The following is a 15,267-nucleotide window of genomic DNA, read 5'->3' on the forward strand; positions in this document are numbered from 1 at the left end:
CGAATCCCTCTCGAACACATTTAGGAATGCAGATGATCAGCAAAGACTCCACCTTCCTCGGCTACCGCCGAGAAAACGGCCGTGTTGGCGTGCGCAACCACGTCATCATTCTCCCGGTTGACGACATTTCCAACGCCGCCTGCGAATCGGTTGCCAACAACATCAAAGGGACCATGGCGATCCCTCACCCGTATGGCCGCCTGCAGTTTGGTGCCGACCTTGAGCTGCACTTCCGCACCCTGATCGGAACCGGCGCCAACCCCAACGTGGCTGCCGTGGTCGTGATCGGCATCGAACCCGCCTGGACCAAGCTCGTGGCCGACGGCATTGCCAAGACCGGCAAGCCTGTCCAGAGCTTCTCGATTTCGCAGAATGGTGACCACGCCACCATCATGAAAGCGTCGAAAGCCGCCCGCGAACTGCTTCAGGATGCTTCGGAAAAACAGCGCGAGGTTTGCCCGATCAGCGATCTGTGGGTGTCTACCAAATGCGGCGAGTCCGACACCACCTCGGGCTGCGGCGCGAACCCCACCGTGGGCAATGCCTTTGACAAGATGTACGACCTGGGCACGACGCTGTGCTTCGGCGAGACCAGTGAGCTGACAGGTGGTGAGCACCTGGTGGCCGCGCGGTGCAGAACGCCGGAAGTCAAAGCCCAGTTCATGGACATGTTTGATCGCTATCAGGCCATGATCGATCGCCACAAGACGTCGGACCTTTCCGACTCGCAGCCGACCAAGGGCAACATCGCCGGCGGCCTGACGACGATCGAAGAGAAGGCGCTGGGCAACATCCAGAAGATCGGAAAGAAGTGCATGGTCGATGGTGTGCTCGACTACGCCGAGACGCCCTCTGGCCCGGGTCTGTGGTTCATGCAGTCAAGCTCGGCCGCAGCCGAAATGGTCACGCTGTGCGCAGCTGCTGGCTACGTGGTGCACTTCTTCCCGACCGGGCAGGGCAATATCGTCGGCAATCCGATCGTGCCTGTGATCAAGCTGTGCGCGAACCCGCGCACGGTGCGCACGATGGGTGAGCACGTTGACGTCGACACCTCGGGCCTGCTGCAGCGAGAAATCAACATGGACGGAGCCGGTGACCTGCTGCTCGACATGATGCTGCGAACGGCCAACGGACGCCTCACGGCGGCCGAAGCCCTGGGCCACCGCGAGTTTGTGTTGACGCGCCTCTACGAGAGCGCTTGATGCCCCATGCCGGACCGATGGGCAGTCCTGGATGACCTGAGTCTGGATAGCTTCGCTTCTTCGGTGCCCTGGCGATCGCGCCAGGGCGTCCGTTGAAGCGAGCGGCCAGGCGAGTGGCCTTGCGAGGTTTCAAGGCCGCAGGGCGTTTCGCACCAGGGCTGTCGCTGCTCACCGTTCATCGGCCAATTCACCACGATGAATCGCGGCCACACTGCCCAGCAAGTCCATTGCGCCAACCGGAGATCAGCCCGTGAAAGCCCTCGTCTACACCCAGCCCCTGGAAGTGCAATTGCTCGATCGGCCGGAACCCGAGCTGTGCGATGGCGAAGTGGTCTTGCGCATCGATGCGGTGGGCATCTGCGGCTCTGATATGCACGCGTTCCATGGCCACGATCCGCGCCGAAAGCCAGGCCTGGTGCTGGGCCATGAGTTTTGCGGCACGGTGGTCAAGAGCGCGGCGCCCGCCTACCAGGAGGGCCTGCGTGTCACAGGCAACCCCCTCATCACCTGCGGTACCTGCGACTACTGTGTGCAAGGCCGCAACAACCTCTGCAGCCGCCGCACCATGGTGGGCATGACGCGGCCCGGTGCGTTTGCCGAATACATGTCGATCCCGGCGGCCTCGCTGATCGACATACCGCAGGACATGCCCGCCCTGCATGCCGCGCTCACCGAACCGGCCGCTACTGCGCTGCACGCGATCAACATGAGCCTCAAAGCCATGGCACGGCCGCTGCCAGAGAACCGCACCCTCATCATCGGCGGGGGTGCCATCGGCATGCTGGCAGCGCTGTTGCTCAAGACCTACGGCTGTCGGGATACGGTGCTGGCCGAGGTGAACCCGCTGCGCCGCCGATCGGCCGAGAAGCACGCTGGCGTAGCGACCTACGATCCGCGCGAAACCCAGCCGCAGGAGAACGGCTTCGACTACGTGATCGACGCGGTGGGCAGCAAGCTGACCCGGGTCGCTGCGCTGACAGCCGTCAAGCCCGGAGGCGTTGTGATGCATGTGGGTCTGCAGGACTGGGCCAGTGAAATCGACATGCGCAAGCTGACCCTGGCCGAGATCACGCTCATGGGCACCTACACCTACACCACAGCCGATTTGCGCGCGACGGTGAAGCTGCTGCATGAAGGTGCATTTGGGGACTTGTCCTGGGTGCAGAGCGTCTCGCTTGACGAAGGTGCGCAGGCGTTTGCCGATCTGGACAGTGGCCGTCTGGCCACCAGCAAGGTGGTTCTGATACCTTAGGGCTGGCGAGTCGGCTCCGTTGGATTGGGCTTGCTGCCTCGGCTTCCTTGTCATTGCGAGGATTTCGAGGCCTTTTGAAACGAGAGAAATTAGGAGACAAATCATGACCCAGCGCATTTCCCTGCACAAAACACTGACCGCCGCTGCCCTGGTGGCTGCCACGACGATGGCCGGCGCCGCCGGTTTCCCGGACAAAACTGTCAACTACATCATCCCCTTTGGCCCAGGCGGTGAGTCCGACGTGTCTGCCCGACTGCAAGAGCCCGTGTTCAAGCAGCTCACCGGGCAGAGCATGGCGATCCAGTACCGGCCAGGCGCCGGTGGTGCGGCAGGCTGGTCGCAGCTCAACGGCATGGCTGCAGACGGCTACACCGTCATGGGCACCAACTTGCCGCACATCGTGTTGCAGCCGCTGCAAAAGGACGTCGGCTACAAGACCGACGAAATCACCACGCTCTACTGGTTCCACTACACGCCCGACGCGCTGATCGTGCCGGCCGACAGCCCATTCAAGACGCTGAAAGACTTTGTTGCCGGGGCCAAGGCGGCACCAGGCGCCACCACCTTGTCGGGTTCGGGCACCAACTCGGCCAACCACCTTGCGCAGCAGCAGTTCGACAAGCTCGCTGGCATCAAGACCACCTACGTGCCGTTCGGTGGTACCGGGCCGTCCAACGCAGCGCTGCTGGGCAAGCAAGTGGCCGGCAGCTGGGCCTACACCACGGTGCAGATTCAGCTGGGTGACCAGGTGCGTTGCCTTGCCGTGGCGATGGAGAAGCGTCACCCCAAGTTGCCCAACTGCCCGACCTTCAAGGAGCAGGGCTTTGATCTGGTGGGCGGCGCTTACCGGGGCGTTGCCGTGCCCAAGAGCACACCGCCTGACGTGCAGGCCAAGATGGCTGACATCCTGGCCAAGATCAATGCCGACCCGGGTTTCATCCAGAAGATGGAAGAGGGCGGGTTTGCCATGTTGAACGTCGGTCCCGACAAGATGGCTGCTTTCATGTCTGGCATCCAGACTCGCTACGAGGCCTTGGCGAAGGACATGGGTATCGTCAAGAAGTAAGCCCGCAGAGCCTTTCACCGCGCACCGTCACACCCCATGGGCAGCTTCGAATACCTGCTGGAGGCGATGACCCCGCTGAACCTCATGTTTGCTTTGGCAGGCGTGATCGCGGGCACGGTGATCGGCTCGCTGCCCGGCCTCACCGCCACCATGGCGGTGGCGGTGCTGGTGCCCTTCACCTTTTCGATGCCGCCGTCCACCGCGCTCATCGCGCTGGGCGCCATTTACACCGGTGCCATTTACGGCGGCGCTTACGCCGCCATCTTGCTCAACACGCCGGGCACACCGTCTTCGATCGCCACCACCTTCGACGGTTATCCGATGGCGCGTGCCGGAAAGGGAGACTTGGCACTCACGCTGGCTTGCCTGTCTTCTGTGGTGGGTGGACTGGTGGGCGCCGGTTTCTTGCTGTTACTGGCGCCGCCCATGGCCACGGTGGCGTTGAAGTTCGGACCAGTCGAGTACTTCTGGCTGGCCGTCTTTGGTCTCACGCTGATCGCCTCCCTGGGTGAAGGCAGCCTCGTCAAGGGGTTGATGGGAGGTTGTCTGGGGCTGCTGCTGTCGATGGTGGGCGTTGCGGAAGTGGGTGGCGATGTGCGCTACGTGGGCGAGTTCAAGTCGCTGCTGGGCGGTATCGACGTGGTGTCGGCTCTCATCGGCCTTTATTGTGTGCCGGTGCTGATCGAGCTGGCGGCCACGCCTGTGCGCCACCTGCAGGCGACGCAGCAGGTGGCGGGCTTTCGGTTGCGCGAAGCCATCGCTGCATTGCGGGCGTCCAAATTCAACCTGGCGCGCAGCTCGGTGATCGGCACCGTGATCGGCATCCTGCCTGGCGCCGGTGGCTCGATTGCTGCGCTGGTGTCCTACTCCGAGGCCAAGCGCACTTCGCCCCGGCGGGCGAACTTCGGCAAGGGCGAACCCGATGGCATCGTGGCCACCGAGTCGGCCAACAACGCCACTGTGGGTGGTGGTTTCATTCCGACGCTGGTGCTCGGCATTCCCGGCACGCCCCCCGACGCCATCATCCTGGGCGCCTTGCTGGTGCAGGGCATCCGCACGGGTCCCACGCTGTTCACCCAGCAAGGGCCCATCGTCTACACCTTCATCTGGGGTCTGATTCTGGCCACCATCATCATGTTGCCGGTGGGCTTGCTGATTGGACGCTTTGCCTTCCGCTCCATCCTCGCCATTCCCAAGGCGGTGCTGGTGCCCGCGGTGGCGCTCCTCACCATCCTGGGCAGCTTCGCCGTGCACAACAATGTGCACGAAGTGCAGCAGATGGTGGTGCTGGGTGTGCTGGCCTGGGGCCTGGCCCAGTGGGGCTTCAGTGCCTCGCCGATCGTGCTCGGTCTCATCCTGGGTGCCATTGCCGAACGTGGCTTTGTGCAAGGCCATCTGATCGGCGGCGCCAGGGGCAGTGTGCTCGACGAATTTTTTGGCCGACCGATTTCGCTGGCCATCATCGCCTTCATTGTGCTCGGGCTGCTCTGGCCCCTGTGGATCAAGCGCCGCAACCGGCTGGCCCAGGCAAGACATGGCTGATTCATCGGCACGTCCCGACCTGCTTGGCGCCATCGGCAGCGTGCTGCTGATCGTGGTGGGCGCAGCCGCGCTGTTTTACTCGGGTGAGTTTTCCGACCTGGGCGCGGTGTTCCCGCGGGCCATTGGCGGACTGCTCGTGGGTCTGGGCGTTCTGTACATCGTGCTGGTGGCGCTGGGCAAAACCCGCGCCAGTGGTTCCCTTGAAGGCTCTCATGGGCGGCGACTGGGTGTGGCGGCCGTCATGCTCGGCTGGGCCTTTGCGCTGCCAACCCTGGGCTTTCTGGCGAGCAGTGCAATCGCCTTTGCACTGTTGCTTGTGCTTGCGCAACACGACCGTTGGACACCACGCACCGCGATGCTGTACAGCTCCGCCGGAGCGGTGGTGCTGGTGGGGCTCTACGTGCTTTTCAAAATGGTGCTGCAGGTTCCGCTGCCTTGACCTTTCGATTCCACCCGCCGCACGCTGATGCCGACGCGTCAAGCACGACAGCACTCGCTGGCCAGTGCGTTGTCCCCGGGTCATCATACTTCTTGAACTTGAAAGTTTTTCCCCATGCACATCCTGATCTGTGAGTTCATGGACGAGCAGGCCGTCGACCGCCTGCGCGCATCGCACACGGTGGTCTACGAACCCGGCCTGGTCGACGATGCGCCTGGCCTGCTGCAAAAAGCTGCTTTGGCCGATGCCCTGGTGGTGCGCAACCGCACCCAGGTGCGGGGTGCGCTGCTGGATGCCTTGGGGCGCTGCCGCATCGTGGCGCGCCTCGGTGTGGGACTGGACAACATCGACGTCGCCGCCTGCGAGGCGCGAGGCCTCGTGGTCATTCCGGCCACCGGTGCCAATGCCTTGAGCGTGGCCGAGTACGTCATTGCCACTGCCATGTTGCTGCTGCGCGGTGGATACGCCAGCACCGCTTCGGTGGCGGCCGGGCATTGGCCGCGTGCGGCTCTGTCTCAGGGGCGCGAGTTGGCGGGCAAGACGCTGGGGCTGGTGGGCATTGGCCACATTGGCCAGCTCACGGCGCGGCTTGCCAAAGCCATGGGCATGCAGGTGATTGCCCACGATGCGTTCATGGCGGCGGACGCGCCCGTTTATGGACAGTCTGGTGTGCGTTGTGTCGACCTGGATGAGCTGGTGGTGCTTGCCGATGTGGTCAGCCTGCATGTGCCTCTGGTGGACAGCACGCGGGGACTGTTCGATGCCTCCCGATTGGGCCGGATGAAGTCGGGCGCGGTGCTGATCAACACCGCTAGAGGCGGAGTGGTGGACGAGCTGGCGCTGGCCGCTGCGCTCAAGGGGGGCGCGCTCGGAGGCGCTGCGATCGATGTCTTCGAGACCGAGCCTTTGCCCGCATCGCCGCATTGGCAAGGCTGTCCGAACCTGGTGCTCACGCCCCATATCGCTGGTGTGACCTCGGAGTCCAACGAACGGGTGAGTCACCTCATCGCCGACCAATTGCTCAAGGCACTCGCATGAACCTCTCTCTTGAAGACGCCCGCGCCTTGGTGACCTCTGCCCTGGAAGCCGCTGGCGCCAGTTCCCTGATGGCGGCGAGTACCGCGCGTGCGCTGGTGCTGGCCGAGTCCCAGGGGCAGGGCGGTCATGGTCTCTCGCGGGTGACGCAGTACGCCACGCATCTGCGCAACGGGCGCGTCAATGGCTCAGCCCAGGCCACGGTGGTCCGGCGCAAGGGCGGCGCGCTGCTGGTGGATGCGCAGGAAGGTCTGGCGTTTCCCGCTTGCGACCTCGCCGTGAACGAAGCGGTGGCACTGGCACGCACTCAGGGCGTCGCGCTGGTAGGCATTATGAACAGCCACCATTGCGGTGTGGTGGTCGACCACCTTCGCGCGGTGGCCGATGCCGGCATGGTTGGCCTGGGCCTGAGCAATTCGCCCGCTGCGATGCCGGCGGCGGGTGGCAGGCATGCGATTTTCGGTACCAACCCCATCGCTGCCGTGTTTCCGCGCCGCGACGCAGACCCACTGCTGATTGACCTGAGCCTGTCCGAGGTGGCGCGCGGCAAGGTGATGTTGGCGGCCAAGAAGGGTGAGTCGATACCCGTCGGCTGGGCGCTTGATGCCCAGGGTCAGCCCACCACCGATCCCCAGGCCGCACTCGCGGGCTCCATGCTGCCGCTGGGTGCTGCCTCCAGCCCCAAGGGCGCGATGCTGGCACTGACGGTCGAGCTGCTGGTGACTGCCCTCATTGGCGCCAACTTTGGTTTCGAGGCAGACAGTTTTTTTGTCGATGAGGGCAACCGCCCGCACCTGGGCCAGCTCTTCATCGTGATCGACCCGGGCGCGCTGGCGGGTCAGAACGGCTACTTCGACCGCATCGAAGTGCTGCTGGGCGACATGCTGAGTGACGAGGGCGTGCGCCTGCCGGGGGCGCGGCGCGAGGTGGCGCGTCGGCGTGCCCAGGCGCAGGGGCTGGAGGTGGCGGACGCCGTGGTGGCATTGCTCAGGGCGCTGGCCCATGGCTGACACCAGCGACAAGGGCGCGGCAGCTTCAGCAACCAAGCGATCGGCCTGGCACCCGCTGCACTGGGTGGCGCGCTCGCGCGTGCTGGCACCCGGGGTGCTGGTGTGCGGCGTCATTGCACTGGCCTCCACCTTCCTTTCCGAGCACTACGGCGGCCCGCAGCTGCTCTATGCCCTGCTGATCGGCCTGGCGTTTCACTTCATTCATGGCAACCCGCAGGCCAAACCCGGCATCGAGTTTTGTGGCCGCACGGTGCTGCGCGTGGGCGTGGCTTTGCTGGGGGTACGCATCACGCTCAACCAGGTGTCGCAACTGGGCGTGGAGGTGGCGGTGGTGATCCTGTTGGCGCTGGTGCTCACGATCTTCATGGGTGTCTGGTGGGCCAGGCTGCTGGGACGCACCCGCGAGGAGGGCATCCTCTCAGGCGGCTCGGTGGCCATTTGCGGCGCTTCGGCGGCACTTGCCATCTCAGCCGTGCTGCCGCAGACCAAGGCCAATGAGCGCTTCACCCTGCTGGCGGTGGTGGCGGTGACCGTGCTCTCCACGGTGGCCATGGTGCTCTATCCGCTGCTGATTCAGGTCCTCGGCATGGCGGCCGGGCCGGCGGGCGTGTTTCTGGGCGGGACCATCCACGACGTGGCGCAGGTGGTGGCCGCGGGCATGATGCTCGGCCCTGAAGCGGGCGACACCGCCACCGTGGTCAAGCTGTTTCGCGTGATGCTGCTGATGCCGGTGGTGATGGTGATTTCGCTGCTCTATCGGCGCCAGCAGCCGGCTGAGGGCAAGGACCTCAACATGCCCCTGATCCCAGGCTTTTTGCTGGCCTTTGTGGTGATGATGCTGCTCGCTTCATCCGGACTGGTCCCAGCGGTGGTGGTGCAGGGTGCCACCGACGCTTCGCGCGTGTGCCTGGTGCTGGCGATCGCGGCGGCTGGCATCAAGACCAGCATCGAAGAGCTGCTGCAGCTGGGCTGGAAACCGTTGATGCTGTTCGTCAGCGAGACGCTGTTCATCGGCCTGTTTGTGTTGCTGGCGGTGCTGGGTCTCGGTCTGGCTGGGGCCCGCTGACCCAGCCAGGGTCACTGGCTGATCTTGCGTGCCTCTTCAATCTGGTATTGGAAATAATGCTGCACACCAAAGGCCAGACTGCCCATGAAGGCGATCGTGCCGAGCAGCAGGGCGAAAACCAGCGCAGCGATGGTCAGCCAGTTGGTGGCAGCGGCCTGCACTGAAGGGCGGCGGTTGGCGTTGAACCAGTCCGCCCATTTTTCTGGGTCGCTCAGGGCATAGACGATGGCGGCCAGGCAGCCCGCTGCGATGGAGCTGCCCAGAAACGGAATCAGCACCCAGGACAGCTTGTCGTCCTGGCCGTAGAGTCGCACCCGCTCCACGCCCCACCAACCCAGGCCTGCGGCAATGGCATGCAGCCACCCGATCCAGTCGTCCAGACCGCGCAGGTAGAAACGGTGCAGTCCGAGGCTGCCGAACAGCGCAGCCAGCCACGCGGCCAGGGTCTTGTTGCGGGCCGCGCCACTCATGGCAGAGCCTCCGGCGCCGTGCTGTCGCCAACCCCCAGGCTGCGCTGCATCAGCACAATGTCGAGCCAGCGATCAAACTTCCAACCGCAAGACGGAATGGTGCCGGCGACTTCAAAGCCCAGCGCTTTGTGCACGCCGATCGACCCCGCATTGGCTGAATCGCCAATGACGGCCATCACGCGTCTCACGCCGGCACGCTCCAGCGCGGCCATCAGCTCGGCGAGCAGGGCGCGGCCCAGCCCTTTGCCGGCTGCTTCGGGCGCCATGTAGATCGAGTCCTCGACCGAAAACCGGTAGGCGGGGCGGGGCTTGAACCAGTTGCCGTAAGCGAAGCCCACCACTGCCCCGTTGTCCTCGACCACCAGCCACGGCAGGCCTTTGGCCAGCACGTCAGCGCGCCGGGTGGTCATGTCGGCCTCGCTGGGCGGCGTGGTTTCGAAGGTGCCGGTGCCCTTAAGCACATGGTGGCCGTAGATACGGGTGATGGCGGCGAGGTCTTGCTCGTGGCTGGGGCGAATCAGAGGCATGAGGACGGTGGTGTGATGTGGGCGGTGCAGTTGCTCTCGCCCAGGAGCGCTTCACTGGAGCTGGAGCGCTGGCGCAGGGCTATAATCGCGGGTTTTGTGGCGTTTCGCTGACCGGGTGGTCAGTCGTGTGTCTCAAGCGTTGCAATGAAACGGGTTGCGGTGGCCTAGGCCTCTACAACCCGGTGGGGTACCGATCTTGGTGCCTCTCCACCCGAAGGATAAATCATGGTCGTCATCCGACTCTCTCGCGGCGGTGCAAAAGCCCGTCCGTTCTACAACATTGTGGTGGCCGACAAGCGCAACCGCCGTGACGGTCGCTTTATCGAGCGCATCGGTTTCTACAACCCGCTGGCCCGCGGTGGTGAAGAGCCGCTGCGCATCGCACTGGACCGCCTGACCTACTGGACCGGCGTCGGTGCCGAGCCGTCGTCCACCGTGGCGCGTCTGGTCAAGCAACACGCCGCCAAGGCCGTGGCCTGAGGTGGTTCCAGGCAGGTTGCGCCCGATCGGGATGCCCTGCCTGACCTGATCCTAAGACCTGCGTCCTTTCAGGCATGTCGCTCAGCCCGTTCGAGCCGGCCCCGCTGCCGGACGATGCGATCGAGCTGGGGCGCATCCAGGACGCCTGGGGCATCAAGGGCTGGGTCCGCATCCAGCCGCACAGCGCCGACACCGAGGCGCTGATTGCTTCCTCCACCTGGTTTTTGCAGCCGCCCGAAGCCCGCTTCGCGCGCGGCTTTGACGCGTTTGCCGGCAGCGTTCGGGTGCAGGTGGCCGAGATCAAGCCGCACGCCGATGGGGCAGTGGCCCGCTTCGAGTCGGTCGACGACCGCAATACCGCCGAAGCCCTAAAAGGCGTGCGGATCTATCTGCCACGCAGTGCCTTTCCCAAGGCGCCCGAAGGTGAGTACTACTGGGTCGATCTGATCGGACTGGCGGTGTTCAACCGCGAGGGCAAACCGATGGGCGTGGTGCGCGACCTCATGCCCACCGGCCCCCATTCCGTGCTGGTGCTGGAGTTCAGCGACACCGTGGACGGCAAACCGCAACTGGCCGAACGCATGATTCCTTTTGTGGATGCGTATGTCGACTCGGTGGATCTGCAGGCGCGCCGCATCACTGTCGACTGGCAAAGTGATTACTGACCGCCCACGCACGCGCTGCGCGGACCACCTCCGAACGGGTGAAGCTGGCCATCCGGCAATGCCGGATCGACGGCGCCCGGGTCTCGAGCGATCTGCCGGCCGCTTCACGCTCAACCTGGGCGCGCGCTAGGGGCCAGTCCATGCGGTTCGACGTCATTTCCTTGTTCCCCGAACTGTTTGAGCCGTTTTTCACCCACGGCATCAATCGCCGCGCCTTTGAGTCTGGTCAGGTGGCGGTGAAGTTGTGGAACCCGCGCGATTTCGCTGAGGGAAACTACCGCCGGGTGGACGATCGGCCTTTTGGCGGCGGGCCGGGCATGGTGATGATGGCCGAGCCGCTGTGGCGCTGCCTGCAGGCGGTGCGCGCCGAACGCGCCGAGCCTTTGGAAGATCAGGCGCCGCTGGTGCTCTTTTCTCCTGTCGGTCCCCGCCTCGACCATGCCGGTGTGGTGGGCTGGTCGAACAGCACCGGGGCAGTGCTGCTCTGCGGTCGCTACGAGGGGGTGGACCAGCGCTTCATCGATGCCTGCGTGGACCAGCAGATCAGTCTGGGCGACTTCGTTCTATCAGGCGGTGAGATCGCTGCGATGGCCTTGCTGGATGCCGTGGCCCGACTCATGCCTGGTGTGCTAGGCGACGAGGGCAGCCACCAGCAGGACAGTTTCAACACGGCGCTGGATGGTCTGCTCGACAGCCCGCACCACACCCGTCCCGAAGTCTGGGAAGGGCCACACGGGCCGGTGCCCGTTCCCGAGGTGCTGCTGGGTGGTCATCACGAGCGCATCGCGCGCCACCGCCGCGAACAAAGCCTGGCCATCACCGCGCAATTCCGCCCAGACCTGCTGGACCATGCCCGCGCCCAAGGTCGGCTCACGCCCACCGATGAGGCTTTTCTGGCGCTTGGGAAAAAGCTATAATGCAAAGCTTTTCGATCCTCTGACCGGCCGCCATGACCGGGCCAGCCCGCAACCGGATGCCTCAGGCAGATGGCTGGACAGGGTTTTTGCCGGATTTGTGGCCTTTAGTGCAGCGCGGGCATGATCGTGAATCAGGAAACCATGAACCTCATCCAGACCCTTGAGCAAGAAGAAATTGCTCGCCTCAACAAAGACATTCCGGTGTTTGCACCCGGTGACACCGTGATCGTGAGCGTGAACGTGGTCGAAGGCACGCGCAAGCGGATGCAGGCTTACGAAGGTGTTGTGATTGCCCGCCGCAACCGCGGCCTGAACTCCAGCTTCATCGTGCGCAAGATCTCCAACGGCGAGGGTGTTGAGCGCACCTTCCCGCTGTACAGCCCGCGCATCGCCAAGATCGAGGTGAAGCGCCGTGGCGACGTGCGCCGCGCCAAGCTGTACTTCCTGCGCGAGCGCAGCGGCAAGTCGGCACGCATCAAGGAAAAGCTGGGCGCTTGATCGCTCAGCCGATCCAGCGAAGAGGCCGCTCCCCTGAGCGGCTTTTTTTCGTCCCGGCTATGCTTGCACCCCCATGAGTGCTTCGCCTCCCCCGCTGTTTGACCCGCGCCAGGTGCCCGTCTTGCCACCACGCAGCGACGAGCTTCGTGCGCGGGTGGATCCGCGCCGATTCACGCCAGCTGGGCTGCGCGAGCTGTTTACCGCACCGCCCGTCTGGGTGCCCGAGCTGTCTGAGGAGCGGCGTTTCGGCGAGCGCGCGCCGGCACAGGCTGCTGTTCTGCTGCCTCTCGTGATGCGCGAGCGGCCTACGTTGCTGTTGACGCAGCGCACGGCGCATTTGTCGACCCACTCGGGCCAGATCGCTTTGCCCGGTGGCAAGGTCGATGCAACCGATGCCGATGCCACGGCTGCCGCCCTGCGCGAAACGTTTGAAGAGACGGGCCTGGCGCCCGATCGCATCGAGGTTCTGGGCTCTCTGCCCGTTTACGTCACTGGAACGGCTTTCCTCGTCACGCCGGTGGTGGCGCTGGTGCAGCCCGGGTTTGTGCTGCAGCCAAACCCGCACGAAGTGGATGACGTATTCGAGGTACCCCTGGATTTCCTGATGGACCCGAGCAACCATCGGCGCCACGCGGTCGAGTGGGCGGGTGCCGTGCGGGAGTGGTATTCCATGCCGTACAGCGACCCCTTTCCGGACGGTGGGCGCGAGCGCTTCATCTGGGGCGCCACTGCCGGCATGTTGCGCAACTTCTACCGCCTGCTGATTGCCTGACCGCGCCTCGGCGCCCGGTGGCTCACCGCTATCATCGGTTCATGGGCTTCTTCGCCATTCTCATCGCGCTCTTGCTGGAGCAGGCGCGCCCGCTGGCCTACGACAACGCAGCCCACTCGGCGCTGCGAGCCTGGGCGCGCGCAGTGCGGCGCAATCTTGATGCGGGGCACAGCTCGCATAGCTGGATCGCATGGGGACTGGCGGTCGGTGTGCCGACGCTGATCGCTGGCGGGGTGTACTGGGCGCTCTGGTCTTTCAGCACCATCCTGGCCTTTGTGTGGCTGGTCGGCGTGCTGTATGTGACGCTGGGTTTTCGCCAGTTCAGTCACCATTTCAGCCAGATCAGGGGAGCCCTGGATGTCGGCAATGAGGCCGCCGCACGCGAGAAACTGGCCACCTGGCTGCGGGTGGAGGTCTCCAGCCTGCCACGTGCGGAGCTGCTGCGACAGGTGATTCAACACTCGGTGCTGTCGGCCCATCGACACGTGTTTGGTGTGCTGGTGAGTTTTGTTGTGTTCTGGCTGCTGGGCCTGGGACCTGCGGGGGCCATCTTCTACCGCATGGTGGAGTACCTCTCGCGCAACTGGCAGGCGCGTAGCGACAGCTCTCGCAGTCCGGCCCTGCAAAATGCGGCGGCCAAGGCCTGGGCGTGGGTAGACCACGTGCCGTCTCGCGCGACTGCGCTGGGGTTTGCGGTGGTGGGGAATTTCGAGGAATCGGTCGCCAGCTGGCGTAGCGACGCCGCCCTGTATGCGCCAGGCGGCGATGGCGTGGTGCTGGCCGCCACCTCGGGCGCGCTGAACGTGCGGCTCGCACCACGCCCGCTGGGCTACGAGCTCGCCGACGCAGAAGACGGCGGGCGACCCGAGCCGCAGCTGGCCCACCTTGGCGGCGTTGTGGGGCTGGTGTGGCGGGCGGTGGTGCTGTGGATGCTGCTGCTGGCCTTGCTCAGTCTCGCGCGTTTGCCGATCTGATCGGGCGTACCCGTACGCGCCACGTCGATTCCCTTTCCTCAGTAGCTCCGCTTGTTGGACAGCTCGTCGAACAGCTCACCGTAAATGCGGTAGCGGTTGGCGTCGATGGAGTGTGCGTCGTCGGCAGGCGCCTCGCCGATGTCTTGCACCTGCGCTCGCACCCCGCAGCCAGGCTCATGCAGGTGGGTGCAGTTGTAGAAGCGGCAATGGCCGAGCGCTGCGCGCAGGTCGGGCATGCAGTGCGCGAGCTGCATGGGTTCGATGTGGTTGAGGCCAAACTCCTGAAAACCGGGCGAATCGATCAGCGCGGTTTGACGGCTGTCATCGGTCCAGTACCAGGTGGTGCTGGTCGTGGTGTGTTTGCCGGAGTTGAGTGCCCGCGAAATCTCACCGGTCAGCGCGCTGGCGTGTGGCACCAGGCGGTTCACCAAGGTGCTTTTGCCGACGCCTGATGGACCCAGCACCAGGGTGATCTGACCCATGAGCTGTCGCTGCAAGGCGTCAAGTCCGTGTTCTCCCTGAGCCTGCAGGCTCAGGGGCATGACGGTCACGCCCATTCGCCGGTAAGGCGCCAGGCGGGCCCAGGCGCGATCGAAAGCCGGTTGAAGATCCTGTTTGTTCAGCACCACCAGCACCGAAATGCCCTCGGCTTCGGCAGCGATCAGGGCGCGGGCGAGCTGGCGCTCTGAAAACTCGGGATCGGCCGCGAGCAGCACCAGCACCTGGTCCAGATTGGCGGCAAACGACTTGGTCCGCAGCTCGTCCTGGCGGTAGAACAGGTTGCGCCGGGGCTCCACCTGCTCGATGCTGCCCTCGTCGCCGCTGGCCTGCCACAGCACCTGGTCACCAACCACCACCGGGTTCTTCTTGCCACGCGGATGGCAGATGCCGCGCTGGCCGTCCGGGCTCTCCACCAGGCAATGCCGACCGTGGGCGGCGACGACGCGCCCGGGTTTCAAGGCTTCTCGAGCAGCTTGCGGAGCTTGGCGGACGGGGGCGCTCAAGGCGCGACCTTCAACAGGGCGGGCATTCAGGGCTCGAGCAGATCGTCCACCGCTGCCGCGCAGTGGAAGTCGCTGGCGGAAATGCCGCCGACGTCATGCGTGTTGAAGCGCACCGTGCAGTGGCCGTAGGAGACGGCCAGCTCCGGGTGATGGTCTTCGCGGTGTGCCACCCAGGCCAGCGCGTTCACGAACGCCATGGTCTCGTGGTAGTTGGCGAAGGGAAAGGTTTTTTCCAGCGCGCCCTCGATCAGCTTCCAGCCCTGGGCGGCGTCACCATTGAGCTGGGTCAGCTGGGAGACGATTTCGGTGGCGGAGAGGGCGCGGCGGTTCTGGTGGATGGGGTTCATG

At 64.8% G+C, this 15,267-nt stretch carries 18 protein-coding genes; 14 read left to right on the top strand and 4 right to left on the bottom strand.

Features of this window, described 5'->3' with window-relative positions:
• Positions 1-26: 26 nt before the first annotated feature.
• The 8 genes from QUV25_RS11020 to QUV25_RS11055 all read left to right on the top strand — a co-directional run bounded on the left by QUV25_RS11020 (position 27) and on the right by QUV25_RS11055 (position 8,612).
• A complete protein-coding gene (locus tag QUV25_RS11020; protein WP_300863812.1) occupies positions 27-1,202 on the top strand; it encodes a UxaA family hydrolase in 1,176 nt (391 codons plus the stop codon).
• Positions 1,203-1,452: 250 nt separating this feature from the next.
• Positions 1,453-2,454, top strand: a complete 1,002-nt coding sequence (locus QUV25_RS11025; protein ID WP_300863815.1) for a galactitol-1-phosphate 5-dehydrogenase — start codon at positions 1,453-1,455, stop codon at positions 2,452-2,454.
• A 103-nt stretch (positions 2,455-2,557) separates the two neighbouring features.
• Positions 2,558-3,520, top strand: coding sequence for a tripartite tricarboxylate transporter substrate binding protein (locus QUV25_RS11030; protein WP_300863816.1), 963 nt, complete (start codon positions 2,558-2,560; stop codon positions 3,518-3,520).
• Positions 3,521-3,556: 36 nt separating this feature from the next.
• Positions 3,557-5,062: a tripartite tricarboxylate transporter permease gene (locus tag QUV25_RS11035; RefSeq protein WP_300863817.1), complete on the top strand. Its 1,506-nt coding sequence runs from the start codon at positions 3,557-3,559 to the stop codon at positions 5,060-5,062.
• Positions 5,055-5,501: a tripartite tricarboxylate transporter TctB family protein gene (locus QUV25_RS11040; RefSeq protein ID WP_300863819.1), complete on the top strand. Its 447-nt coding sequence runs from the start codon at positions 5,055-5,057 to the stop codon at positions 5,499-5,501. The genes QUV25_RS11035 and QUV25_RS11040 overlap by 8 nt, the downstream gene beginning before the upstream one ends.
• A 114-nt stretch (positions 5,502-5,615) precedes the next feature.
• A complete protein-coding gene (locus QUV25_RS11045; protein WP_300863820.1) occupies positions 5,616-6,539 on the top strand; it encodes a hydroxyacid dehydrogenase in 924 nt (307 codons plus the stop codon).
• The gene (locus QUV25_RS11050; protein ID WP_300863823.1) at positions 6,536-7,546 is read left to right on the top strand and encodes an Ldh family oxidoreductase; all 1,011 of its coding nucleotides are present in this window, start codon (positions 6,536-6,538) and stop codon (positions 7,544-7,546) included. Before QUV25_RS11045 ends, QUV25_RS11050 begins: the two co-directional genes overlap by 4 nt.
• Entirely contained in the window at positions 7,539-8,612 is a 1,074-nt protein-coding gene (locus QUV25_RS11055; RefSeq protein ID WP_300863826.1) for a putative sulfate exporter family transporter, read from the top strand. Before QUV25_RS11050 ends, QUV25_RS11055 begins: the two co-directional genes overlap by 8 nt.
• A gap of 11 nt (positions 8,613-8,623) precedes the next feature.
• On the opposite strand, the gene QUV25_RS11060 is transcribed toward QUV25_RS11055, so the two are convergent.
• Both QUV25_RS11060 and QUV25_RS11065 read right to left on the bottom strand, forming a co-directional pair.
• Positions 8,624-9,082, bottom strand: coding sequence for a TM2 domain-containing protein (locus tag QUV25_RS11060; RefSeq protein WP_300863828.1), 459 nt, complete (start codon positions 9,080-9,082; stop codon positions 8,624-8,626).
• The gene (locus QUV25_RS11065; RefSeq protein WP_300863829.1) at positions 9,079-9,609 is read right to left on the bottom strand and encodes a GNAT family N-acetyltransferase; all 531 of its coding nucleotides are present in this window, start codon (positions 9,607-9,609) and stop codon (positions 9,079-9,081) included. Before QUV25_RS11065 ends, QUV25_RS11060 begins: the two co-directional genes overlap by 4 nt.
• 225 nt (positions 9,610-9,834) lie before the next feature.
• Here QUV25_RS11065 and rpsP point away from each other — a divergent pair, with 225 nt between their 5' ends.
• The 6 genes from rpsP to QUV25_RS11095 all read left to right on the top strand — a co-directional run bounded on the left by rpsP (position 9,835) and on the right by QUV25_RS11095 (position 13,915).
• A complete protein-coding gene (rpsP, locus tag QUV25_RS11070; RefSeq protein WP_300863830.1) occupies positions 9,835-10,089 on the top strand; it encodes a 30S ribosomal protein S16 in 255 nt (84 codons plus the stop codon).
• Between the two features lie 74 nt (positions 10,090-10,163).
• Positions 10,164-10,754 carry a ribosome maturation factor RimM gene (gene rimM, locus QUV25_RS11075; RefSeq protein WP_300863831.1) on the top strand — a complete coding sequence of 197 codons (591 nt, stop codon included), beginning with the start codon at positions 10,164-10,166 and terminating at the stop codon, positions 10,752-10,754.
• Positions 10,755-10,894: 140 nt separating this feature from the next.
• Positions 10,895-11,671, top strand: a complete 777-nt coding sequence (gene trmD, locus QUV25_RS11080) for a tRNA (guanosine(37)-N1)-methyltransferase TrmD (protein ID WP_300863832.1) — start codon at positions 10,895-10,897, stop codon at positions 11,669-11,671.
• A 141-nt stretch (positions 11,672-11,812) separates the two neighbouring features.
• On the top strand, positions 11,813-12,169 hold the full coding sequence (rplS, locus tag QUV25_RS11085) for a 50S ribosomal protein L19 (protein WP_300863833.1): 357 nt from the start codon (positions 11,813-11,815) through the stop codon (positions 12,167-12,169).
• Positions 12,170-12,242: 73 nt separating this feature from the next.
• Complete coding sequence (locus QUV25_RS11090; protein ID WP_300863835.1) at positions 12,243-12,941, top strand: CoA pyrophosphatase; 699 nt, start codon at positions 12,243-12,245, stop codon at positions 12,939-12,941.
• Positions 12,942-12,982: 41 nt separating this feature from the next.
• The gene (locus QUV25_RS11095; RefSeq protein WP_300863836.1) at positions 12,983-13,915 is read left to right on the top strand and encodes a CobD/CbiB family protein; all 933 of its coding nucleotides are present in this window, start codon (positions 12,983-12,985) and stop codon (positions 13,913-13,915) included.
• A gap of 38 nt (positions 13,916-13,953) precedes the next feature.
• On the opposite strand, the gene rsgA is transcribed toward QUV25_RS11095, so the two are convergent.
• On the bottom strand, positions 13,954-14,919 hold the full coding sequence (rsgA, locus tag QUV25_RS11100; RefSeq protein ID WP_300863837.1) for a ribosome small subunit-dependent GTPase A: 966 nt from the start codon (positions 14,917-14,919) through the stop codon (positions 13,954-13,956).
• 26 nt (positions 14,920-14,945) lie between these two features.
• Positions 14,946-15,266, bottom strand: a complete 321-nt coding sequence (locus QUV25_RS11105; RefSeq protein WP_300863838.1) for a 4a-hydroxytetrahydrobiopterin dehydratase — start codon at positions 15,264-15,266, stop codon at positions 14,946-14,948.
• Between the last annotated feature and the right edge of the window lies 1 nt (position 15,267).

Origin of the sequence: Hydrogenophaga sp., from assembly GCF_030373245.1 — a bacterium.
Classification (GTDB): domain Bacteria; phylum Pseudomonadota; class Gammaproteobacteria; order Burkholderiales; family Burkholderiaceae_C; genus Hydrogenophaga.